Raw genomic sequence first — 23,918 nt, forward strand, 5'->3', positions numbered from 1 at the left:
ATACAGGCCCGAGGATCTCAGCTCGACTGATGCCGAAAGCTGACCCCTATGCCGCCGGGGCGAGGGCCCGGCAGAGCAACTCGCGTAGAGGGGCGGGGAGTTTCTCCGGGCCCGAGCCGAGCCCGGCCTCTCGAAATACCCCCTCGGACCACAACCTCAGCCGCACGGCGCACAGGGCATCCGAGGACGTCACGGACTCCTTGCCCGGCCGGTCGATCCCGCCGACACGGGCCGGCGTCGGCAGGGCGTCATAGAGCAACGCCACGACCGAATACACCCCGAGCAGGCACGGGGTGGCCCGCAGCACCGTCCGCCGGCCCTCAGGTTACCGCCGAAGCGGGCCCGCGAAATCGGCATCAGTCGAGCTAAAGTTGTATAGGTTCGGATGCAGCACCGAGATGGACTGGATTCTGCGACCAATCGGCCTTGATCGTCCAGCCTCGCTTCCTCAGCCTCGCGCAGTAGGCGATGTCATAATCGGGGGATTCCCCCGGGCCGCTCCCGAAGAGCTCGTCCCTCAGCGCCGCCCTCCGGATGAGGGTGCAACCGAACCCGGAGCCGCCGATCTCCTGCAGGCCCGAGCCTTCCGGGAGGTCGCGGGCCTCGTCGTCCCAGCATACAAATCCGCGGTGATAGCGGGAGACGTACGGGGCGACGACCATCGCCGTCCAGGGATCCATCCCCCGGAGCAGGCGTCCGATGACGTCCGGCTCCGGGATCACGTCATCCTCGACGATCATGGCCCAGGGGGTGGATAGCTCTCGGGCCATCGCCGCATAGATCCGGGAGCAGGCCAGCCGGACGGCCCCGGCATTCTCCGCCCTGGGCATGTCCGCAAGCCCGGGCTCGCCGACGCCGGCGGCGAAATATCGGGCGTCGGGATAGTCGAGCGAGGCCAAATCGCGGCGGACCATGGCGCCGAAGTCGCGGTCGCCGGAGGTGTCCATCAGGACGAGGCGGCATTGCCCGCGGGGCCAGGCCTGCCCGCGCAGCCACCCGAGGTAGGGTTGCCAGGCCGATCGCCGGCCCGACAGCGCCGTGAAGATGGTCACGGGCGCGAGCCGGAGCGTCGCCTTGTCGAAGTAGGCCTGATCCGCCCCCCCGGCGAGCATCGACCCGCCGTGCTTGCGGTAGCGGTAGGCCGCGGGCTGCTTGGCCCCGATCCATCCCCGGTCGGCCAGGAGCCTCCAGACGTACCAATCCGCGTGCGAGGGCGTCGGCGACGGCCCCCGGTACGCCCCGGACTGAACCAGGGCCGATCGCCGCGCGAGCGACCCGGCGTGCACGTAGTTCTCGCATTCCAGGTAGTCCGGGTCCCACTTCGGGAAGCGCACGGGGCCGGACTGGTCGCCGAACATCTCGAGGTCCGAGTAGGCGAAGCCGACCCTGCGGTCCTCGAACGAGGGCAGGCCGGACGCCAGGTAGTCGGGGGGGAGCATGTCGTCAGCGTCCAGGAAGCAGAGGAATTCCGACGCGGTGGCCGCCAGCCCCGCCGCCCTGGTCCTGAAGACGTCGCGGTGCTCGACCCGCAGGTAGCGGACCCCGCGCGACTCGTAGCCCCGGGCCACCTCGGCCGTCTGGTCGGAGCTGGAGTCGTCGACGACGACGACCTCCGCGGCGCGTGCCTCCTGCGCCAGGACGCTCTCGATCGCGTCCCCCAGGAACCGGCCGTAATTGTGGCAGGGGATCACGACGGCGACGGGCGCGGCGGGGGCGATGCGGGCGGGGGCACCCCCCGAGGCGCGGCCCGGCTTGATCCAGCACCCCAGCCCGTTGTGCTCGGGGATCTCCCGCTTCTCCCCCTCCAGGTTCTCGAAGAACCGGCGGACCCCCTCGCAGGACCGGGTGTCGTGGAAGAGCACGCACCCGCCCGGGCGCAGGGCGGGCAGCCAGGCGTAGAAGTCGCGCGCCACCGCGTCGAAGGAGTGGTCGTCGTCGATGTGGAGCAGGTCCACCGGGTCGCGGAAGAGGCCGCCGACCTTGGCGGTCGGGCCCTTGACGATCCGGGCGTTGGGGAAGAGGTGCAGGTGGGCCCGGACCCAGGCCTCGGCGTCGTCGTGGAGCGCGAATGTGCTCACCCCGAGCACCTCGGCATCGGGGAAGTCCTGGGCGAAGCGGAAGGTCGTGGCGCCGTAGTCCACGCCCAGGTCGACGACCCTCCGGATCGGGCCGATGTCGCCGATCAGCCCGCGATAGGCCCCCTCGAGGCCGGCCCACGCGCTCGGCTTCGCGTACGGGTCGTCGCTGGGCCAGGGGAACCCGAAGGCTCGGACGCCCGGGTCCGACCCGATCCAGAACTCCGCCTCGTACCGGTTCGCGGCGGGCAGGAGCCGCGGCGGCGTGAGCCGCCGCAGGTAGCTCGCGTTGGCCCACCAGAAGTTCCCCGAGAAGTGGGGGCGATGCTCGTCGAAGCCGATCAGCTTCCAGTCCCCGCCGCAGGCGTCGTGGCCCTCGAGGAGCTCGAGGCAGGCCTCGTGCTTGTCGAGGACGATGGCCTCCATCCTGTGCCTGTGCCGGTCGCCGGCCTCGATCCTGTGGGAGACCGCCTTGGTGTGGATGTAGAAGCAGGCGAGCCCCCCCGGCCCCCGGAGGGCCTCGTCGTGGAGCCACTGGAGCGTGGGGAATTCGTAGAGCGAGAGGGGGCCGAGGTGGCGGATCTCGGCGCGCCCGCCCAGCCAGTCGGCCAGGGGCGAGAGGTCCTCGCCGGGGTCGCCCACGACCCCGACCAGGATCCGGCCGGCCTTGGCGAGCAGCCCGGACTCGCGGAGGCGGCGGCACTGGGCCTCGGCCACCTCGCGCCAGGTGGGGAAGAGGGCCACGTGGTAGGCCCCGAGGATGTCGCGAACCCGATTCTGTCCCATGGCCTACACCCTGATTTCGGAAGACGGACGTTCGCTGAGATGGCCGCGCGTCCCGCATGCGGGCCCACGGCCGGACGACTGGCAAGGGCCGCGAGGGTCAGCCCTTGCGGAGCAGATATCCGCCCCCATTGAAGCTGAGCAGGAGCCGCTCGCAGTGCGGGTCGGCCTCCCAATCCGGGTTCCCGGCGAGGAAGTCGGCCACGGCCTCGAGCGGCCCCGGGCCGAAGTCCGGGAGGACGGGGTGGCCGTTGATGTTGGTGTCCTCGCAGATCATGTAGCACCCGGGGGTCACGAGGGGGGCGTAGGCCCGCAGCTCGGCGGCGACGTGGGCCTCCCTGTGGTCGGAGTCCAGGATGACCATCGTCCGCAGGCCCTGGCAGCGCCGCGCGATGCGGCCGACGACCGCCGGGTCGATCGAATTCCCCTCGATGAGCGTGACCCGCGGGTGCTCGGCCACCCGCGGTGGGACGAGGCCCAGGGTGACGTCGCAGGCGACGACCTCGCCCCGCCCCGCGAGGTCGCACAGGCTCGCGAGGTAGAGCGTCGAGCCCCCCTGGTTGACCCCGCATTCCACGATGACGTCGGGCCGGGTCCGGTGGACGATCTCCTGGTAGACCCAGAGGTCCAGGGGGCATTTCTGCACCGTCACCCCCAGGAATGTGGTCGTCATGAAGAGGTGGTTGCCGTCGAGGCCGTGGTAGAACATCCGGTGGAAGTCCCGGATCGTCGCTTCGTCGTCTGCCATGGGTCCCTCCCGGGTTGGGGCCCGCCCTCGGGCGGCCCTGTCTGTGGGCGAAGTCGCGTCAAACGTCCGGGCGGGGGCCTCCGCGGGAGCCGGCCCGCCGGCCGCGTCCAAAGGGGCCGGGCCTCGCGTGGCGCGTCCGCCCCGGCCCGCCGGCGGCCGCACGGGGGTCGCCCCGCTCGAGGGCCGCTCGCGCCATCCCTTTCGCCTCCCGCCGCGCGTCCGGCAGCATCGCCGCCGGGTCATCCCGCGGCCGTCGCGGGGCGACCGGCCTCAGGTCCCATCGCCGGCGCCCTGGTTGGGGTCGAGGTAGTCTGCGAGCGGGTAGGGCAGGCCCCAGGAATGCCCGAGGCGATGGTAGTCCTCGGGCGTGGCGGAGTCGTGCCAGAGGAAGCCCGGATACCTCGTGCAGCGGTCGGTGCCCATGAATGGCCAGGGGGCGAAACCGTCCCGGTCGCCCGGCCTCGGGCCGTGCTCGGCATCCCAGGCCGCGGCCCGCTCGCACCGTGAAATCGCCAGCCGCCTGGCCATGTTGTGCACGGCCCCCTCCACGAACGGCATCCCGGGGGCCGTCGCGAGGTGCGCCAGCTCGTGGTGGATCCGGTGCCCCAGCCAGGGCCGCACCGCCATCCCGACGCACTCCGAGCGGAAGCCGAAGCCGAAGGACTCGGTGTGGCTGCAGTAGGTGGGGTACTGCGACTCGAGGGCCAGGGCCGACAGGCCGGCCCCCCAGTCCTCCAGCGGCAGGAATCGCCGCGACATCTTGACCAGGAGGTCGACGCCGGCGCGGGGGGCCCAGAGCAGGCCGCCCAGGAAGGCGGAGACGTCGCCGATGCAGGGGGGCTGGCGGCGGTCGTTGACCTCGAACTCGCAGCCGTAGTCGTAGCAGAGGCCCCGCAGCTCATCGCCCCCGGGGCTGCCGTCGTCGTGGACCAGCAGCGGGATCCCGGGGTAGAACCTCCGCCGCGCCTCGAGCTGCAGGTGGACGTAGGGCACCGAGGCGAACGTGCCGATCACGAGGCCCGGGCTGGGCGGCCCCGGGAAGGGGGCCTCGTCCCGCTCGATCACGCCGGAGACCCGGTATCCCCCGCCCGCCGTCAGGATCTGGAAGTCATCGCTCGACATCTGGGCCCAATCCTCCGGAATCCTGTCGCCTCGTTCCGCCCCGCCGGGCACGCGCCGCGGCGTCTGCTCAGCCCCGCTCGCCCCCGCCCGTCATGCGGAGCGCGCCCCCCTCGTAGTACTGCTCGATCGCGCGGATGACGTCCCGCGACGCGATCATGTCCATGCACCTGGGGATGACGAGCCCGGGCCCCGCGGCCACGGGCAGGGGGCAAAGTTGCTCGGGGTCGTCCTTCTCGTCGCCGTCGCCCACCGGCTGGCAGCGCGACTTCCAGCAGCCGCCGTTGTCGCAGCAGGGCAGGGCCCCGTTGGTCTCGAGGAACCGGTGGTGGCCGTACTTCTCCCAGGTCGAGGGCTCGCGGCCCCCCGCGACGACCACGCAGGCCCGGTTCTTGGGGCGGCCGGGCCTGACCTCGACCGCGGCGGCCAGGTGCATGGCGAACGTCACGGGGCAGACGACCCCCGCGGCGTGGTACATCAGGCGCACGAACTCGCGGGCGTCGGTCCTGCCCACCAGGTCGATCGTGCCTCGGAGCCTGGGGTGCCAGTGGCCCGCGTCCCCGCACTGGACGAATCGGATCTTCCCCTCGAAGTGGTCGACGACCTCCTGGTATCGCGCGGGGCTCCACCACTTCGCCGTGAAGTCGTACTTGCCGCCGGCGATGATGATCCAGAAGTCGTCGCGCCAGCCGATCGGCTCCTCCTCGACCTGGGACATCCAGGACTTCTCCTCGCCGGAGAGGTGGATGTCCCCCTTGAAGCGGGTCACGGGGATGCGCACGCCGAGGGCGTCCTCCAGGTGCTGCACGTAGCCGTGGATGAAATGGTAGGCGCCCTCGTTGCTGCCCTGGATCAGGTCGTACTTCATGTCGATGACCTCGACGCCGGGCGCCCCTTCAGAGAGCGGGGTGATGTACGGGTTGTTCTCCCAGAGCGCCGGGACCGGGGTCCGCACGTCGGTGCGGAAGTAGCCGGGATAGGCGAGGTGGAGGTCGCGCACCGCGGCCGTGAGCATCACCACGTCGCCGGGGCTGAGCGGGCAGCGGAGGATCAGGTCGTAGGGCATCCCAGGTCGGCCCCTTTCGTCGGGCAATTGCGGCTGCTGGACGGCATCGGAGTCCCATGCGGCGGAGAGTCGCGGCCCTGGGCCCGCGAGGGCCGGCCGCGAGGGCGTCGCGCCATCGCGGATGGATACACGCCCGCGAGTCTCATCGGGTCGCGGGCCCCCGGCGTGATCGGGCCGCGGCCGCGTCGCGGAGCCCCTCCTCGGCGGCGGGGTCGCCGGGCGCGAGCGCAGGGCCCGCTCCCAGGCCGCGACGGCCTCGTCGAGGCGGCCCGCCCCCTCGAGCGCATGCCCCAGCTGGATCTGCGTCGCGGGCGAGTCCCGGCGATGGAGCAGCGACGCCTCGTAGGCCGCGACGGCCTCGCCGAAGCGCCCCGCACGCAGGTGGAGCGTGCCCAGGTTGTGGTGCGCCGACGCGTCCGCGGGGTCCGACGCGATCAGGCGCGAGAGCGCGTGCTCGGCCTCCTCGGGGGCGCCGTGCTCGAAGAGGAACTGGCAGAGAGAGTGGCGGGCCTCCGGATCGTCCGGCCGCCGCAGGACGGCGTGCTCGAAGGCCTCCCGGGCCGAGGTCAGGTCGCCCAGGGCGAGGCAGAGCCGGCCCGCCAGGATGCCGGCCTCGCACCCGAGCGACTCGTCGCCGCGCGCGTCCTCGGCGAGCCCGCGGAGCTCGCGGAGCTTCCCCTGGCGCAGCAGCGCGTCCCCCAGCCCGAGCCAGCCCGGCCGGTAGCGCGGGACCTCGGCCAGCACCAGGCGCCACTCGCGCTCGGCCGCCGCGTGGTCCCCCATGCCGGAGAAGGCGACGGCCAGGTTCTGCCTGGCCTTGAACCCGAAGATGCCGCTGTCGACGCTCGAGAAGTGCCGCCCCTCGCGGTTCTCCAGGACGTCCCGATAGGCCCGCACGGACTCCTCGTGGCGGCCGAGGTCGTGCAGGAGCACCCCCTGGCGGAACCGCAGCTCCGCGTCCTGGGGGAAGAGCGCGCGGGCGTCCCGGCAGGTGCGCTCGGCCTCGTCGAGCCGCCCCAGCTGCATCTGCGAGAACATGAGCAGGGCGTAGGCCTTGCGGAGGTGGGACTCGCCGGGCGACGCCGCCGCGATCCCCCGCGTCAGGAACCCGACGGCCTCCTCGTGACGCCCTCCGTCGCTGCAGGTCATGCCCAGGTTGAAGAGGGTGAAGGGATGCTCCGGGCGCTCCTCGAGCTCGAGGCGCAGGATCCGCATGTCGCGCCGCCTCTTGCGTTCCATGGCCTCGCGGCCGTGCTCGGAGCCGGAGTGCACGACGTGCAAATCGGTCCAGGCGACCTCCCCGCCGGCCTCGCGGATGGCCGGCAGGATCTGCTCGTGGATCCGGCCGTCGAAGCGCAGGTCGGGCCGATTGCGGAACAGCTTGACGTGGTCGACGGCGGTGAAGTCGTCGGCCCCGTCCTCGCCGCTGCCGGGGCAATGGACCCGGACGACGAAGCCCAGGATGGCCGGGTCCGCCTCCCCGAGGGCCAGCTCGCGGAGCCGGCGTCCGCAGTCGGGCGTGATCGTGTCGTCCGAGTCCATCCAGAAGAGCCATTCGCCGCGGGCGTGCCGCAGGGACTCGTTGCGTGCGGCCGAGAAGTCGTCGCACCAGGGGAAGCGGAAGAGCCGGCCCCCGAACGACTCGACGATCGCCGGCGTGTCGTCCTCCGAGCCGGTGTCGACGATGACCATCTCGTCCACCCAGGGTCGGATGCTCTCCAGGCAGGCCGGGAGCGTGCGCGACGAATCCCGGACGATCATGCAGAGGGACAGGCGGATCCGCCCCCGCCGCAGCAGCAGGCCGCCGCCGGGCGCCATGGCGACGGAGAATGGCCCTGCGGCGGCCTGGGGGGATTCGGGGGGGGCCGGGGCGTCGACGGCGGGCGGGGGGCCTTGCGGACCCCATTTCTCCCGGAAGCGACGCCCGTTGTCGCGCATGATCGCCCCGAAGTCGGCCCCGATGCCCAGGAACGTCCGGCCCCCGAAGTGGTGCACGAACGCGTCGCGGGCGATCACCGCCCGCCAGCCGGCCCGGCTGGCCCGCAGGCAGTAGTCGTCGTCCTCGAAGCAGCCGATGCCGAAGCGCTCGTCCAGCGTCCCGATCGCGTCCACCACGGCGCGGCGGATCAGCAGGCAGAAGCCGATCAGGCGGCCCGCGTCCTCGACCACGCGGTCATGGGCCTTGCCCCACTCCCAGGCGAAGCCGTCGAGCTCGGCCGGGTCGTCGTAGCCGGCCTGCACCTCCTGGTCGCCGCTCACGCGATTGGAGCAGGGGCCGACGAGCCCGATCCGGGGATCGCCGCGCATGGCCGAGAGCATCCGGTTGAGCCACCCCGTGGTCACGATCGTGTCGTTGTTGAGCAGGAGGATCTGCTCCCCTCGCGACGCCGCGATCCCCTGATTGACCGCGGCGGGGAAGCCCCGGTTCTCCGCATTGTTGATCAACCTCGCGCCGGGGATCGTCCTCAGGTAATCGGCGGTCCCGTCTGTCGAGGCGTTGTCGACGAAGATCAGCTCGTAACGCTCGTCGGTGAGCCGGCGGATGCTCTCCACGCATCGGAACGTGTACTCGAACTGGTCGTGGACCGCGATGACGATGGAGGTCAGGGGGAAATCCGGCCCGGCCGCCGGGGCCGCCTCGATCCGATAGCCTCGCGTGAAGAATTCCTCCGCCTCGCCGGGCGGGAGCCCGCCCACGCTGAGCGGCCCGACCTCGACGCGGCCCGGCCGGCCGTCGCGGGCCCATGCCTCGTGCCCGGGGCCCGGGGAGGGCGTCAAGGCCGGGGCCGAGAACCCGGCGCGGAACAGGAGCTTCTCGATCTCGCGCCGGGTGTAGAACCGGCACGGCGGCCGGCCGGCCTTCCCCGCGCCCCGACCCAGCGGCCCGAGATCAAGCCCTCCACCACCTCGAGCCGCCTGGCATTGGAGGCCGCGGCCAGCAATTGGCCCCCCTCGGCGAGCCAGCGGCGGAACCGCCTCAGGAGCCGGAGCGGGTCGCGGACATGCTCGAGGGCATCGGGGCACAGGATCGCGTCGAACGCGCCGTCCGGGAACTCGGGCCCGTCCCCCTCGTCGTCGGCCGCATGCACCTCGCCGATCTCGCGGGCCGCCGGCCCCCGGAGCGTGCCGTCCAGCTCGACGCCGACGAGGAGGGCCGGCCCCCGGCCGCGAATCGAGGCGCCCAGGCCGGCGATGCCGCGGCCGAAGAGCAGGATCCGTCGCCCGGCGAGCTGCACGCCGGAGAGGAATGCTCGCTCGTCGCCCGGGCCCGCATCGGAGGAGCCCGGTTCGAGGGATGGGCCTGCGGGGAGCGCCCCCCCCTCATCAACATCGCTTGGGAATCCGCCCGTTCCCGGGGGAGCCCCCGGCATCGCGGCAGCGGCCTCCTGGCGGCGATGGTAGGGCAGCCATCCCGCCGCGATCTCCGCCCGCACGATCCGGCTGCGCTCCTCCAGGTGAGTCGGCTTGCGTGACAGGGCGAACGCGTCGTCGCCCAGGGTCGCGCCGCGCAACGAGCCCCACAGGCTCCGGTCTCCCGGCGGATGCGGCGGGCAGAGGCTGCGAATCCCGGCGAGACGCCAGGCCCGGGCCGACAGCTCAATGTCCTCCCCGTTCGTGCCCGTGGCCGCCGGGGAGGCGAACAGGTGGCATGCCCATTCCCTCCGGAGGAACCAGGCATGCCCGACGAGGTCGACCTCGACCGCCTCCGCCCGGGGATCGTGCCAGCCGTGGACCGAACGCCGGCCGTAATCGGGGCCGCGGAGCCGCACGCCCGCCGCGCCCAGGATCCCGGGGGCCTGATCGAAGGTCGACAGGCAATTCTCCAGCCATCTCGGGCCGGGAACCGTGTCGTCGTCGAACACCGCCAGGAACTCCGTGCCGGCGGCCAGCCCCAGGGCGAAACGGGCGTGGACGTAGGCGTTGCGGTCGGAGGTGACCACGCGGTCCACCCCGACGCGTCCCAGGGCCTCGCGCATCGCCGGCCCGGGATCGTTGGCCCAGATCCAGATCTGCCGGGGGAGACGGGTCTGGGCGCGGATCGCCTCGACCTGCTCGGCCAGTACCTCAGGGCGGCGATAGGCCGTGAGGATCACCGTCACTTCGCTCATGCCCGCAAGTCCTCCGCCGCGTCCCGAGCCTGGGAGGGCCATCGCCCGCCGCCCGATGCGTCGCCGGCGATGCCGGCCCGGGGACCGGGCGCCGTGGCAAGGATATCCTCGCGCCCCCGGACCGTTGATCCTCCCGCGCTCGGCTCGACCGAGGCCTCGGGGAGGTCCGATTCGCGAGATGGCCTGTATCTGTTTTTCAATAAACCATTCATGGATATTGCCGAGATTTGCGGGACCTCGATCCGGGCAGGGGACGGGCCGCGTGAGTCTCGATCGCGGCTTCCGCCGTGGGGTCCGGGCATACCTGCTCCGCTCCGAATGGTTCGAGGGACGCTTCCGGGCCGGCGGATGATTGGACCGGAAGCCGAATTGCCCGAGGCAGGCGGCGCAAGCCCCGGGCGAAGGGCACCGCACGCCTTGGCCGCGGCGGAGGATGGGCCTCTCGACCGGCTACGGGGCCTCGTCCTTGCTCACGGCCCTCGCCGTCCAGAGGTATTGATAGACGAAGAACTCCTCGGCGTCCTCGGGGGGCATCTCGGAAATGTGCAGGGGGCCGGCCCGCACCTCGCCGGGGCATCCCTCGCTCCGCCACTCGTCGTGCCCCGGGCCCGGCACGATGCCGACCCGATCGACGCGGAACCCGGCCTCGCGGAAGAGGTCCTCCATGTCGCGACGCGTGAAGAATTGCAGGTGCGTCTCGTCCAGCAGCCCCGCGGCCTCATACGTCCAGTTGCCCCCGAGCAGGGCGTTGACGACGCTGTGATGGCGGGCATTCGGCAGGCTGGCGACCAGGACCCCGTCCGGGCTGAGCCAGCCCCTGGCCCGCCCGAGCATCCCGGCGGGATCGCGCAGGTGTTCCAGCACGTCGCCGCACACCACGCAGTCGAACGGGCCTTGCAGGGAATCCGGCTCGAGCCGCTCCGCGTCCCCCACGATCACCCGGTCGAGCCGCGGCCGCGCCGCGCCGCGGCCTCGGCCGAGAGCTCGATCCCCACCACCTCCGCCGCCTGCCTCGCCTTGAGCGCCTCCCCCAGCCGCCCGGCCCCGCAGCCGACGTCCAGGATCCGCACCGCCGAGGCCGGGATCAGGGCCATGAGCTCCGGGCGCGCGAACTCGTAGTAGCCGCCGGCGGGGCCTGGCCCCTGCACCCCCTCCGCCACCGCCGGATCGGCGTCGGCCGCCGGGCCCGCGGGCTCGACCGGCCAGCGGGCCGGGCCGACGCGGGCCGAGGACGCCAGCTCCTCCGCCCGCCCCAGCACCAGCTCCATCCTGAGGCGGTACGTGTGCTTGGCGAACGCCAGGGCCCGACCGGCCGCCGCGACCTTCTCGCGGGCGGCCTCGTGGGCCAGGTAATAGGCGACCTTGTCGATCAGCTCCTCCTCGCCGCCGTACGTCGCGAGGTGGATGCCGTCCCGGAAGAGGGTCGCCTGCCCGTTGCCCTCCAGGTCGTTGGTCGCCAGCAGCGACCCGCAGGCCAAGGCCTCGAAGACGCGCATGTTGACGTCGTCCCCGAGGCTGCGGTTGAAGACGACCCGCGAGGCGGAATACGCCCGCGCCATCTCCTCGAAGTAGGCCCTGCCGATCAGGGTGTCGGGGAATCGCCGCCCCAGGGCGGACAGGAGCTCGGAGCGGGGGCCGGGGAAGACGTTGCCGATGAAGGTGACGTCGCGGGACTTCTCGACGGCGAACTTGCGATGGATCTCCGGGTCGCAGGCCAGGGGGAGCCACTCCGCCGTCTCGACCCCCTCGGCCCGCAGCCGCTCGGCCCCGTTGCGCTGGGCCGCGAAGACCAGGTCCGCCGATCGGGCCCGCGACAGGCACCTGGCGAAGTCCAGGTGGGTGTCGATCGCCCACCAGGCCAGGGGGCGCAGGCCGTCGTCGAGCCGGTAATCCAGCCCGTCGTCGACGCCGAGGTAGAGGTCGAAGCCCCGTCGCGGGATCCGGCCCAACTGATCCGGCCGGAAGTGCACGACCTCGACGAGCGCCTCGAGCGCCCGCCGGCAGTAGCCCCCGGTCGTCTCCGGGCGGTCCCGGTCGTCATAGATCACGGCAACCCGACTTATGGTCATAATGTTTTCAAATTACCGATTAAATAATTATTGCCGTAGATCTTCGTCCGCGTGGCCTCGATCGCCCGGGGCGGGCGAGGGCCGAATGCGTCATCTCACGGGGGACGGCTTCGCGCGGGTGCATCCAGGAGCGGACGGTAGTATCGCTCGATCACGCCGCCCCAGGTGAACTCCTCCTCGAACCTCCTGCGCCCCGCGAGCCCCATGCGATGCCGGAGCGCAGGGTCGTCGAGCAGAGTGGCGACCTTGCGGGCGAGGTCCTCCGCGTCCCCCGGCTCGAAGAGCAGCCCCGTGGCCCCGTCGGCGACGGTGGACGGCAGCCCGCCGATCCGGCTGGCGACGACCGGCAGGCCCGAGGCCATCGCCTCGACCGACGTCCGGCTCAGGCCCTCCTGGGCGATCGTCGGGACGACGCAGATGTCCGCGTCGCGATAGTGGCGGGGGAGGCCCTCCTGCGAGGCCCAGCCGACGGAGCGGGTGAACTCGTCGATCCTCCCCGGGGGGTCGGACGTGACGACCAGCTCGAAGTCGTCGCGAGATCGACGTAGCAGGCGGCAGGCCTCGTGCAGGACGTGGGCCCCCTTGATGAACTCCTCCGCGACCGCCGCCATGAACAGGGTCGTCGGCCCGCCCCCGGGCCGCCCCGCCGGCCCGCGATCGATCGGCCCGGGGAATCGCGCCGGATCCATGCCCCAGGGGACGACCCGCACCCGGGCCGCGTAGGGGCCGAGCATCGCCTCGGTGAGCGGGTTGAGGACCAGCACCGCCTCGGCGTCTCCCAGCGCCCGCCGCAGGGCCCGGTCGTAGTCCGCCGTCCCGACCCCCGCCAGGTCCCGCTCGAGCCGGTGCAAGTCGCCCGAGGAGTGCCCCCGCTCGCGGACGCAACGGCGGCAAATCTCGGGCGAGGCCAGCTGATTCCGCGGGCACTGGGCGACGTCGTCGGGCCCCGTCGCCAGCAGCCGCAGGTTGTTGAGCGGGCAGAGGCACTCGAGGGCCTGGAACCGCAGGAAGTAGGGGTACCCCCGCATCGCCTCGGCGAGGTGGGGCTTCATGTTCCAGGAGTCGGTGATGAGGACGTGGCCGGGGGCGAAGGCGTCGATCGCGCTTCGGAACCGCCGCCGGATCTCCGGGACCTCCCAGCCCGGTCCCTCGAACGCGATTGCCTCGGCCGGGATCGGGAGCGTACCCGTCACCCGCCCCAGGCCCCAGGCGGGGAAGTCGGCGTAGAAGACCCGGGCCTCGTACCCGGCCTCGTTGAGGAACCGGCAGAGCTCGACCGTGTGGACGATCCCGCCGCCGGTCGAGGGCCAGTTGAACAGGAAGCTGAGGATCGCGACCTTCGGCCGCGGGGCGGAGGCGAGCCCTACTCTAGGAGGCCCTGGGATGGCGGCGACCGGAGGATCTCCTCCCGTGACGCCGGGGAGGGCTCCCGGGCCGCCGTAGGCGTCCTCAGCCTCCTCATCGGGAAGCATCTCGTGCCCGTCGGCGCGTAGCAAATCGGCGTTGAGCCGGGCGGGCTCGCAATGGGGATCCGCGGAGGCGGCCCGGCGCCAGGCCCGCAGGGCCTCGCGGTAGTCGCCGGCGATGGCGGCCAGCGTCCCGAGGTCGTTGGCGACGAGGGCCCGCAGGCGGGGCGTGTCGGCGGACCCCGCCAGCCCCTCGAAGGCCCGGCGGGCTTCGCCATATTCCCCCCGCTCGGCCATGCGGCAGGCGTGGAGGTAGGACGCGGGGAGTGCGGACGCCTCGCCGTCCATCGCACGATCATCGGACGGACGCGGCACGATCGGGCCGGGGCCTTCAGGCATCCTTCGCCTCGTTTCCCCCGGAGAGGGCGTCGCGCAACGCCAGGATCGCGAGGTGGGGGCCGTGGACCTTGTCGGGCGGGACCCCGTCGAGGGCCTCGATCAGGTCGGCCTCGGTCAGGGCGAGGCACTCGGCCACCGTCCGGCCCGCGACCATCTCCGTCAGCATCGACCCGGACGCGATCGCCGCGCCGCAGCCGTACGTCTGGAAGCGGGCCTCGGCCACTCGCCCCCCGTCGAGGCGGAGGTAGAGGATCAGGAACGGCCCCCGGCCGGGGGCGCCGGAGTGGCCGGTGAGGTGGGGCGCATCTAGGGTCCCCGAGTTGCGGGGCGAGGTGAAATGGTCCATCAACGTGTCGGAATACTTGCCCACGCCGACATCCTCGAGTTGACCTGCGATGAAAGAATCCCGCCCGGGATCGGATATAGCACTCAGGCGGCGTATCGGACCGTCCCTGGTCGAAGCCCGAGCCACCGCCCCCGGGAATGATATCGTCTCGGATTATCCACGGGAACAATCTCGCGGCCGATCCGCATGACATTTCGCCAGCGGTATGATTACCGGGTATGGTACGACACCACTACGGGCATCGCTGCAGATATAGCCGGACTCATCATAAATACAAAATCCGCCCGAGGCAACATGTCTCTCATGCCACCAAGTGATCCAGCGATTGGATCGACGGTTACATCCTGCACGGGCGGCCAAAGCCCGCTCGGAGGTGAGGATTACTCTATCGTGCCTTGCAACCCCTCCAGGATCCTCGTCGTGCTGCGTCCCTCCACGAGCGGGATGATCGCGACGCGGCCGCCCCACGACTTCACCAGCTCGCCGCCGACGGCCTGAGATTCCTCGTAGTCGCCCCCCTTGACGAGGACGTCGGGCCTGAGCCCCTCAATCAATTCGAGCGGGGTCTCCTCGTCGAAGAGGACGACGGCGTCGACGCTCGCGAGGCCGGCGAGCACCTGGGCTCGGTCTCCCTGCACGACGACGGGGCGGGTCGGGCCCTTGAGCTGCCGGACCGAGCGATCCGTGTTCAGGCCGACGACGAGCCGGTCGCCGCAGGCGCGGGCCTTGGCGAGCAGCGCGACGTGGCCGGCGTGGAGGAGGTCGAAGCAGCCGTCGGTGAAGACGACGCGATCGCCCAGGCCTTTCCAACTCCGGATCAGGTCGGCCAGCTCCGCGGCCTCGTACACCTTCCCCGTCTGCCCCGGGAGCTGGCCGTCGCGGACGGCGTCGCGGAGGTCGCGGCCTTGGATGGGGGCGGTGCCGACCTTGCCGACGACCACGCCCGCCGCCACGTTCGCCAGGCGCACGGTGTCGCGGAGGTCGAGCCCGGCAACCACAGCGGCCGTCAGGGTGGCGATCGCGGTGTCGCCGGCGCCCGAGACGTCGTAGACCTCGCGGGCGAGGGCGTGGAACTCCGACCAGCCGTCCTCATCAAGCAGCCGCATGCCCTCGCCGCCGCAGGTCACGAGGAGGAACTCGAGCCCGAGCCGCTCGCGGAGGTCGCCGCCGGCGCGACGGAAGGCCTCGGAGTCGTAGCCGGCCTCCAGCCCCGCGGCGACCTCGAACTCGCGGAGGTTCGGGGTCAGGGCGGTGGCCCCGGCGTACTTCTGGAAGTTGAACCCCTTGGGGTCGACGATGACCGGGATCCCCCGGCGCCTCGCCTCGGGGATGACCGCCCCGCAGACCTCGGCCGTGACGACCCCCTTGGCATAGTCGGAGAGGATCAGGGCCGACGCATCGTCGAGCTGCCCGAGGATCGCGTCGATCAGGCGCTTCACGTCCTCATCGGCGACCGGGCCGACCCCTTCCTCGTCGAGCCTGAGCATCTGGTGGTGGCCGCTGACCACTCGGGTCTTGGTCGTGGTCGGGCGATCCGCCAGCGTGACGCATCCCGACGGGGAGATCCCCGCCTGCTCGAGCATCAGGACGAGCTGCCGCCCGCCGTCGTCGTCCCCCACGAACCCTGACGCCGTGGCCGGCAGGCCAAGGCCGACGAGATTCAGCAGCACGTTGCCCGCGCCGCCGAGGGTCACGGTCTTGCGATTCAGGCGGACCACGGGGACAGGCGCCTCGGGGGAGATTCGACCGACGTCGCCCCAGAGGTAGGCGTCGACCATGAGGTCTCCTACCACCAAAACCGGCCCTTCGAGAGGGGGGCCTACAAAATTACTTTTGCACAAAAAACTGATAAAATTATTATAATTTTTCATATCAAAAATAAAAATATTCTCTCGACTGGAAGTCGGCGGGTTCGCGAGTCGGCTGAAAGCCCGATCATTCCACGAGCCAAGTCCTTCATGATCAAGCCTTCCTCGGCTCTGCCCCTTGATGCAGAGTTACTGGAGGGGGTTCTTATTCTGGCAGGGTTAGGATCGCTTTTCGTCGATTCGATGGCTCACGCCACGTATTGGAAGTGGCCGCCTGCCGTCGGGGCATCTTAGCTCTACGCCTACGGCTTCGTGCACCCGGCCAGCGGCCGGAACCTCGAGCTGCTGCTGCCGTCGGCGAACGCGGACTGGATGGGCCTGGCCCTGGAGGAGTTCGCCCGCTGGGCGGACCCCTCGGGCGAGAAGCTGCTGGCCGTGCTGGTGGACAACGCGGGGTGGCACGTGGCGAAGCGTCTGGTGGTCCCGGCGAACGTGGTGCTGCACCGGCTCCCGGCCTACACGCCGGAGCTGCAGCCGGCGGAGCCGCTATGGCCCCTGTTGCGCGAGGCGGTGGCGAACCAGGCGTTCGACGACCTGGACTCCTTGCAACAGGCCCTCGGGGAGCGATGCCGCTGGCTGTTTGACCACCCCGAAAAAGTACGCGGGGCTGTCGGGTTCCGGGGGGCCACCGACCACAATGCTCAATGATCCACAGGATTCGGTAAAAGACGGTGTACCAGGAGAGGGACGAAAAACTCGGGACGAAGACGGCGACGGCTTCTATGAGGTCCACGTGAACATGATGGAAGGCTTCTGGTCACTCTGGTGGTGTTCGCTCCGCCCGCACCTCAAGCTCCCGCGCGGAATCGCAGCCGGTCAATCTGGCTTTCTTCCGGTTCAGCCATAACGCCAGGGACTGTGAGAGAGCCCTCCTGGGGCACTATCGCCCATCTGCTCGCACCACCCTGGAATCGATCTTGAGCCTTCATAGTTTTACTCGCTTACTTGATACCAAGTAAAGGTGGAGGGCGTCGGCACTGACATCATGCAAGGTCACATTGACTTGTAATCATAAACAAGTGCAAAATCGCGTTCAAGAATATCAACGAATTTTGACAAGAAGCTATCGAAAGACGGCTCGAAGATCCGAATACGATCTTCCACAGCTAATGGTAAAACGGACCAAGCCAATTGGCCAGACGAATTCAAAAGAATTGAAGCCCCAGCTCCATCAGCATAAATAGGCACCGATTCCAACCATTCTAATTGTTTAGAAGAAGCATGTGCCATGTCATTCCAGCCATGGTCCTTGAACGGCTCCCATCTCGAAAGGGACCAAAAACCCTGCCCAATAAAGGGGTCTTCAAATCGAAAACCGTGGAAGAAGCGAAAAAAATCAAGCAAAGCTTCTTCTGACTTGATGTTAAAACGTTCGAAGGTCATGCGAAGGTCGTTTGACGAAGGAGGGGCCAGCAGATACAGGTTTGTATTGCAAAAGTCGGAGTTAGCAATCTTAAGAAGCCATTCGCCATTGGTATAAACGAGGGCCTCAGGGCGATATTGAAGCACAATGTCGCGGAGTCTAGCAACGACTGGTGATCGCACCGCATCCAAGCTTTGAGCGAACCAAAGGGTCAGTTCCTCGATTGGCTTGTTGATTGTCGCATCAAAAAAAGCGGGCAGATCCGAATGCCTGGGCAAGGCGTTACGCCCGACCGGGAATGGATACACGTCGATAGGTGGGCCGAACATTACCAACTCCTTATACTAGAGATACCGACATCCTGTGTTATTGCTAACAGTCTGATGAAATAACATATCTAGGGCAGGTCTTCCTTCAACAGATCGAATTTTTAGCGAATCCTGATTTAAGGACAAGGCATTTCAACGAATGGGTGCGCGTGGTTGTACGCGTGTATTGGCTCGCATCGAGTTGGCACTTCGAGCTGTCCTACCTGATGACACGTTCCTTCCGAATGGTGATGAGGTTCCCCTAAACATGCTTCCCCCTAATGCTCCGCTAACCAGAATTGGGAGGACGACATCATTCAATTCGTCTAGAAGTTCAGGGCCTGGGAGATCCATCTGACGCCGTCTGAGCGGAGGCACATCAGTTCGTTTGGGCGCCTTAATAGTACACTTCTCAGAACCGGAATATGGGCCTGACTCTCCACTCCATCCGTTGGTGAAGTATGGTGTTGGCGGACGACGACGGCGTCTTTTCTTGTCGTCGCAGACCCTGCTTTGAAGTCCCATTGGCATATCGCCTAAGAGATCGAGGGTGGTATCCGGCCGCGGCTGGCCAGGGCATTGGCGGTAAAGTGGAGGAATTTTGTAAAAGTCCGGAAATCTCTGTGCCTGTCTCCATGGTGTTGTTTGAAACTGGACGGGCATTTGCCCGTAAAACAACCCTTGCTTGTTGAGATTATTCCAGGTTATGGCAATCTGCTTAATCACCGCTCTCACTAGGCCACAACAAGCATCTTTGTCATTGGGACGGTCGAATTGATTAACAAGAACTGCAATTTCATAATCGTAAGTCGATCTATTGTGAATATAATCATGAGGCGTGCCTTCCTTGTTTGAGTTCATAGGAGTTGTATACATGTCAATGTTCAATTCTCCTTTACAAATACGATCGAACTCGTCTCTATGCTTTTGAGGAAACCAGTGATGATCCTGAATATCCCAATGTATACCCTTGCCTGCAAGGCCACTGGGATCGATGAAGTTAACAACGTTGTTTTCGGTATACAAGTAATAGTTCGGGAAAACATCATAGGCACGAATAGGATCCACTGACAAGAACCGCCCCGAAGCCGGGTCGTACCAACGCGCACGCAGCGAGTACAGCCCCGGCCCAGCCTCCTGCAGGTACCCCGCCCCGCCCACGTACTTCAGCGGGTTCGCCGTCGTCCCCGTGCCCGCCACCACCTGCCCGAACCCGTCGTACGTGTAGGCGTCCGTCGCCGAACCCGTCGCGTCGGTCAGGTTTCCCGCCGAGAGCAGGCCATCGTAGGCGTAGAACGACGAGGCACCGCCCGACCGCCGCGACACCGCCTGGCCGTACTCCAGCGGCTGCGACGTGTACGAGGCCCGGATCACCCCCGAGCCGGTCGTCTCCAGCAGGATGTTCTGCCCGTCCAGCACGTACTTCGTGGCCCCGGTGGCCGCGTCCCACCGCTGCACCAGCCGGCCGTCGCCGTCGTACGTGAACGTGGTGATGACCCCCGCCTTGTTGTACGACGTGAGCCGGTCCTCGATGTCCCACAGCAGCGTGTCCACCTGCGACGCCGGCCCCCGCACCCCGATCCTATCCCCGGCCCCGTTGTAGGTGTAGGTCAGGATCGACGCGCCCGTGCGCGCCCGCGTCATCTGATTCCCCGCGTCGTACGAGTACGTCGTGATCGCCGACCCAGACCTCTTCGTCGTCCGGTTGCCCGCCGGGTCGTAGGAGTACGTGTTGGCGTACGCCGCCGCCCCGCTGCGGCGCTCGGCGATCAGCTGGTAGGCGGCGTCGTAGGCCCAGGTGACGATCGCCCCGCCCGCCTCCCGGACCCGGGTCCGCGTCCCGGCCTTGTCGTAGGCGTAGGCGTAGCTGGAGAGGGTCGCCAGGGTCGGGCCCAGGTTGGCCACCCGCGTCAGCCGATCGGCGGCGTCGTAGGCGTACGAGGTTCGCATCCCGTTGGCCATCCGGGCGCCCGTGACCCGGTCGGCGGCGTCATAAGACCAGGTGGTGGCCTCGCCGGCGGCGTTGGCCAGCCGCGTCATCCGGCCGGCGGCGTCGTAGGCGTAGGTGATGCGGCCGGGCCCGGGGTAGGCCAGCGAGGCACGCTGGCCGGCGGCGTCGTAGGTGTAGGTGGAGCGCAGCCCCGCCGGCGTCGCCGTCGCGACCACCCGTCCGGCCCGGTCGTAGGCGGTGGTGGTGCGTCCCGTCCAGTCGGCGATGGCGGTCCGGCGTCCGGCCCTGTCGTAGGCGATCGTGACCCGGGTGCCGTCGATGTACCTGACGAGGGAGAGGCGGCCGGCCCTGTCGTAGGAGTACTGGGTGCGGAGGGCGCGTCCGTTGACGCGGTTGTTGAGGCGGTCGTTGGCGTCGTAGCCGTAGGTGGTGCGGACGTTGAGCGGGTTGAGGACCAGGGTGGCCCGGCCGGCGGCGTCGTAGGTGGTGGTGGTCCGGCGGCCGTTGGCGTCCACCACGGCGACCGGCCGGCCCAGCGGGTCCAGCACCTGCGTTGTACGGGCCCCGAACTGGTTGATCACTGCCACAACCTGCCCCAGCGAGTCGTAGACGGTCGTGACGAGGCGGAGGTTCGCGTCCTTGATTGCCACTTGCCGTCCGGCGGAGTCGTAGGCATAGCTAGTGCGCTGATTCAGCGGGTCCACTTGTGCGATCTGACGACCTGCCTGGTCGTAAATATAGGTAGTATAGTGGAACAGAGAATCCGCAACTGTCACGTTTCGCCTGGCGGCGTCGTAAGTATAACTAGTGCGATTGCCCAGTGGATCTGTTATGGCGATGCGATTGCCTACCTTATCGTAGGCATAGGTGGCGCGATTTCCTAATGGATCCGTAGTGCTAATTAGTCGACCGGCTGCGTCGTAGGAATAGCTGATGCGATTGAGTAGCGGATCTGTGACGCCGAGTTGATTATTCGCTTTGTCGTAGGAAAAACTAGTGCGATTTCCTAGAGGATCCGACTCGCAAATCAGCCGACCCACGGCGTCGTAGGTGTAGCTGGTGCGGTTAAGCAGCGGATCCACCACCGCAATCTGACGGTCAACGGGGTCGAGTACGTAAGTCGACCTTGCGTTGAGAGCATCGACCTTCGCGACAAGGCGCCCCGCCTTGTCGTAGACGTTCGTCGTAACAAATCCAAGGGGATTGGTGGATCGGATATGCAAGTCACTGGCGTCGTACGTATAGCTAGTGCGATTGAGCAGTGGGTCCAATTCGCCGATGATCCGACCAGCCCGATCGTAGATCGTCGTAGTAATGAAATTCCGGGAATCTACCGTCCGAACTTGTCGGCTTGCTCGGTCGTAGGCGAAAGTCATGCGGACGCCAAGAGAATCCACGGACACAATACTTCGATCCGCAGCGTCATAAATAAAGGTGCTGATACTCCCCAGCGGATTAATTGAATGAATGTACCGTCCCGCCAAGTCATAGGCCGTTGTAGTCCGTGCTCCGAGCGCGTCTACTGAGACAACGCGCCGCCCGGCCCAGTCGTAGCTGTAGGTTTCCTGATGGCTTAACGGGTCAGTGATCGTGGTTAAGCAATTACCTGTGTTGTAGGTATAACTGGTGCGGCGGCCCAACGGGTCAATGGCCACGACACGCCGTCCGGCCCGATCGTATATCATGGTGGCGACGTTCAGCAGAGGGTCCACCAGGCGGATCAGGTTGCCCGTCGCGTCATAGACCAGTGTGTTGCGGCTGCCCAGCGGATCCACCGTCGCCACCGGACGGTTCTCGGCGTCGTACGCACGGCCCCACGGTCGGCCCAGCGCGTCCGTGGTCTGCACGAGTTGGCTGGCGGCGTCGTAGGTGTACGTGGTGCGGTTCTGCAGCGGGTCGATTGTCGCGATCGCGCGATTCGCCGCGTCGTACACCGTCGTCGTCACCCGGCCCGACCCGTCGATGACCCGGATCTGATTCCCCGCGGGGTCGTACCCGAAGCTCGTCCGGTGGTTCAGCGGGTCGATCGCCGCCACCAGACGCCCGTCACCGTCGTACACGTTCGTCGCGACGCCGCCCTCGGGGTCCTTCGTCGCCACCAGCCGGCCGTTCAGGTCGTACGCGAAGCTCGTCCGATTCCCCAGCGGGTCGATCGCCGCCGTGAGCCGGTTCATCAGGTCATACCGGTACGACGTCGCGTGGTTCAGTGGGTCCGTCTCCTGCGTCAGCTGCCCCTGCGCGTTGTACGCGTACGACGTCCGGCGCCCCAGCGCGTCCACCCGAGCCGCCACCTGCCCGGACCCGTCGTACACGGTCCTGCGCGTCCGCCCCAGCACGTCCGCCACCTGCGTTATCTGCCCCCCCGCGTTGTAGCTGTACGTCACCCGGCGGCCCAGGTTGTCGATCAGCCCCGTGCGGTTCCCCGACGCGTCCCACAGCAGGCTGGCACGCGACCCCCGCTGGTCGATGAGCCCCACCACCCGGTCCCCTGCGTACACGTAGGTGTAGCGGCCCGTGACCGGCTGGATCACCGCCGCCAGCTGCTGCGCCCCCAGCGTGCTCGTCCTGTAGCGGAACGAGGTCACGTTGCCCTTGGGGTCCGTCTGCTGCACCAGCGCCCCCGACGACCACTGGTACTGGAACGTGTTGTTCAGCGGGTCCGTGACCGACGCGATGTTGCCGTCGGCCGTCTTGGTCCAGGTCGTGCGATGATTCCGCGGGTCGATGGCCACGGTGCCGCCGGCCGAGTAGATGAAGGTCCGCCGCGCCCCCGTGGGCGAGACCATCCCCACCACCCGGCCCTGCGAGTCGTAGGCGTAGCTGGTCCTCGCCCCTATCGGGTCCTCCCAGCGGACCAGCCGGTGCGAGGCGTCGTAGGACAGCGAGGTGACGCAGAGCTCGGGCGTGGTGATCCGCCGCAGGTCGAGGGCCGAGTCGATGGAGAACGTGGTGATCCGCAGGCCGGAGTCGGTGATCCTGACCAGCTTGGCCTGGGGCCCGGAGGTGTCGTAGGTGAACGAGGTGCGGCGCAGGAACGGGTCGACGAGCGCGACGTTGATATTGTCGACGTCGTAGACCATGGTCCAGAGCCGGCCGGCGGAGTTGGCCATGCGGGCCAGGTAGCGGCCGCCGCCGGCCTGGTAGAGGAAGCTGAAGCCGTCGGGCTGGGTCTCGGTGAAGGTGCCGTCGGCGTTGCGGACCAGGGTGTTCTGGCTGCCGCCCGGGGGCGTGTAGGCGCCGCCGCCGGCGGAGGTGTAGCGGTAGCTGCCGCCGTCCCCCTTGTAGACGGTGACGGCGGAGAGGTCGGGGGCGACCGAGAGCTTGGCGGCGTAGAGGCCGAGCCAGCCGGCGCCGAAGGCGCTGGGTGCGGTGATGTCGCTGCGGTAGGTGAGGACGGGCCTGGGGTCGAAGGGCCCGACGAAGGGGGTGCGGACCTGGGCGACGAGGTTGCCCTTGATGGGGTCGACGCGGCAGGGGGCGGCGGCGTCGTCGCAGCCGCCGTCGGCCTGGATGGCCGGGGAGCCCTGCCCGGCGAGGACCTGGGCCATGGCGGCGGCGACGTTGAGCGGATTATAGGCGTCGAGGTCGGCGGCGTCGGTGCCGGGCGAGGCGGTGACCGCCTCGTAAGAGAGCAGGCCGGCGGGCGATTGCGGCGGGCAGGACGGCGGCTTGGTCGGGTCGCACGAGTTGGCGGGGCTGTGCGGGGCAGGGGGAGTGGTCTTGCAGGTGGTGCACTGGCCCGGGGGGGGGGCGGTCTTTATCGGCGGGAGGATCGTCTTGCAGAAGTTGCCGATGCCGAGTTGGGGCAGGACCGGTGATGCCGAGGGCGTGCAAGGCTTATTTGACGGGGGGACGGCGTCGGAGGAGGAGGACGATGAGGCCCCGGCCGAGCTGCCGCGGGACGACGAGCCCGACCGCGACGACGAGCTGGACCGAGAGGAAGAGCCCGACCGCGACGACGAAGAACTGGACGATGGCCGGCCGCTCGCCGAGCTGGAACCCGAACCGGAGCTCGAGGAGGAGCCCGACGACGGGGGCGGCCCACCCGAGGAGCGAGAGGACGAGGAGCTCGAGGAGCCGCTGGGCTGCGCCGAGCCGGAGGACTCGAGCATCGCGAAGGGGCGGGGACGCTGGGGCTCCATCGGCAATTCTCCTCGGCTGCGTTATGTTAGTTAGCGAGTTAACGGATGCTCGACCGGCTAGGCGGCGGGACAGGCCGCCGGCCCGGGCATTGCCAGCATCAAAGGCCATTCAATCGGCAGGGCGAGCGAACCCGACGGCGATACAGGATCTCGCCGGGGCATTCGA

At 68.6% G+C, this 23,918-nt stretch carries 14 protein-coding genes; 1 reads left to right on the forward strand and 13 read right to left on the reverse strand.

Annotation, left to right across the window (positions count from 1 at the left end; all coding sequences use genetic code 11):
* Nucleotides 1-46: 46 nt before the first annotated feature.
* The 11 genes from ACOYYX_RS36090 to rfaE2 all read right to left on the reverse strand — a co-directional run bounded on the left by ACOYYX_RS36090 (nucleotide 47) and on the right by rfaE2 (nucleotide 15,898).
* Nucleotides 47-307: a hypothetical protein gene (locus tag ACOYYX_RS36090; RefSeq protein ID WP_422927496.1), complete on the reverse strand. Its 261-nt coding sequence runs from the start codon at nucleotides 305-307 to the stop codon at nucleotides 47-49.
* A gap of 58 nt (nucleotides 308-365) precedes the next feature.
* Nucleotides 366-2,861 carry a glycosyltransferase gene (locus ACOYYX_RS36095; protein WP_422927497.1) on the reverse strand — a complete coding sequence of 832 codons (2,496 nt, stop codon included), beginning with the start codon at nucleotides 2,859-2,861 and terminating at the stop codon, nucleotides 366-368.
* Nucleotides 2,862-2,958: 97 nt separating this feature from the next.
* Nucleotides 2,959-3,606: a CmcI family methyltransferase gene (locus ACOYYX_RS36100; RefSeq protein ID WP_422927498.1), complete on the reverse strand. Its 648-nt coding sequence runs from the start codon at nucleotides 3,604-3,606 to the stop codon at nucleotides 2,959-2,961.
* Nucleotides 3,607-3,876: 270 nt separating this feature from the next.
* Nucleotides 3,877-4,728 carry a hypothetical protein gene (locus ACOYYX_RS36105; protein WP_422927499.1) on the reverse strand — a complete coding sequence of 284 codons (852 nt, stop codon included), beginning with the start codon at nucleotides 4,726-4,728 and terminating at the stop codon, nucleotides 3,877-3,879.
* A 67-nt stretch (nucleotides 4,729-4,795) separates the two neighbouring features.
* Complete coding sequence (locus tag ACOYYX_RS36110; RefSeq protein WP_422927500.1) at nucleotides 4,796-8,569, reverse strand: glycosyltransferase; 3,774 nt, start codon at nucleotides 8,567-8,569, stop codon at nucleotides 4,796-4,798.
* Entirely contained in the window at nucleotides 8,566-9,900 is a 1,335-nt protein-coding gene (locus ACOYYX_RS36115; protein ID WP_422927501.1) for a methyltransferase domain-containing protein, read from the reverse strand. Before ACOYYX_RS36115 ends, ACOYYX_RS36110 begins: the two co-directional genes overlap by 4 nt.
* A gap of 450 nt (nucleotides 9,901-10,350) precedes the next feature.
* Nucleotides 10,351-10,950 carry a class I SAM-dependent methyltransferase gene (locus ACOYYX_RS36120; RefSeq protein WP_422931709.1) on the reverse strand — a complete coding sequence of 200 codons (600 nt, stop codon included), beginning with the start codon at nucleotides 10,948-10,950 and terminating at the stop codon, nucleotides 10,351-10,353.
* On the reverse strand, nucleotides 10,836-11,969 hold the full coding sequence (locus tag ACOYYX_RS36125) for a glycosyltransferase family protein (RefSeq protein WP_422927502.1): 1,134 nt from the start codon (nucleotides 11,967-11,969) through the stop codon (nucleotides 10,836-10,838). Before ACOYYX_RS36125 ends, ACOYYX_RS36120 begins: the two co-directional genes overlap by 115 nt.
* Nucleotides 11,970-12,064: 95 nt before the next feature.
* Complete coding sequence (locus ACOYYX_RS36130; RefSeq protein ID WP_422927503.1) at nucleotides 12,065-13,774, reverse strand: glycosyltransferase; 1,710 nt, start codon at nucleotides 13,772-13,774, stop codon at nucleotides 12,065-12,067.
* A complete protein-coding gene (locus ACOYYX_RS36135) occupies nucleotides 13,767-14,144 on the reverse strand; it encodes an iron-sulfur cluster assembly scaffold protein (protein WP_422927504.1) in 378 nt (125 codons plus the stop codon). Before ACOYYX_RS36135 ends, ACOYYX_RS36130 begins: the two co-directional genes overlap by 8 nt.
* Nucleotides 14,145-14,500: 356 nt before the next feature.
* Complete coding sequence (gene rfaE2 / locus ACOYYX_RS36140) at nucleotides 14,501-15,898, reverse strand: D-glycero-beta-D-manno-heptose 1-phosphate adenylyltransferase (protein ID WP_422927505.1); 1,398 nt, start codon at nucleotides 15,896-15,898, stop codon at nucleotides 14,501-14,503.
* A gap of 342 nt (nucleotides 15,899-16,240) precedes the next feature.
* On the opposite strand from rfaE2, the gene ACOYYX_RS36145 reads away from it, so the two are divergent.
* Nucleotides 16,241-16,636, forward strand: a complete 396-nt coding sequence (locus tag ACOYYX_RS36145) for a transposase (protein ID WP_422927506.1) — start codon at nucleotides 16,241-16,243, stop codon at nucleotides 16,634-16,636.
* Nucleotides 16,637-16,981: 345 nt separating this feature from the next.
* Here ACOYYX_RS36145 and ACOYYX_RS36150 read toward each other — a convergent pair whose 3' ends face one another.
* Together ACOYYX_RS36150 and ACOYYX_RS36155 are read right to left on the reverse strand one after the other, a co-directional pair.
* Complete coding sequence (locus ACOYYX_RS36150) at nucleotides 16,982-17,680, reverse strand: hypothetical protein (protein ID WP_422927507.1); 699 nt, start codon at nucleotides 17,678-17,680, stop codon at nucleotides 16,982-16,984.
* Nucleotides 17,681-17,812: 132 nt separating this feature from the next.
* Complete coding sequence (locus ACOYYX_RS36155; protein WP_422927508.1) at nucleotides 17,813-23,752, reverse strand: RHS repeat-associated core domain-containing protein; 5,940 nt, start codon at nucleotides 23,750-23,752, stop codon at nucleotides 17,813-17,815.
* Nucleotides 23,753-23,918: the final 166 nt, after the last annotated feature.

It is taken from the genome of Singulisphaera chitinilytica, from assembly GCF_049331405.1.
Classification (GTDB): domain Bacteria; phylum Planctomycetota; class Planctomycetia; order Isosphaerales; family Isosphaeraceae; genus PoT.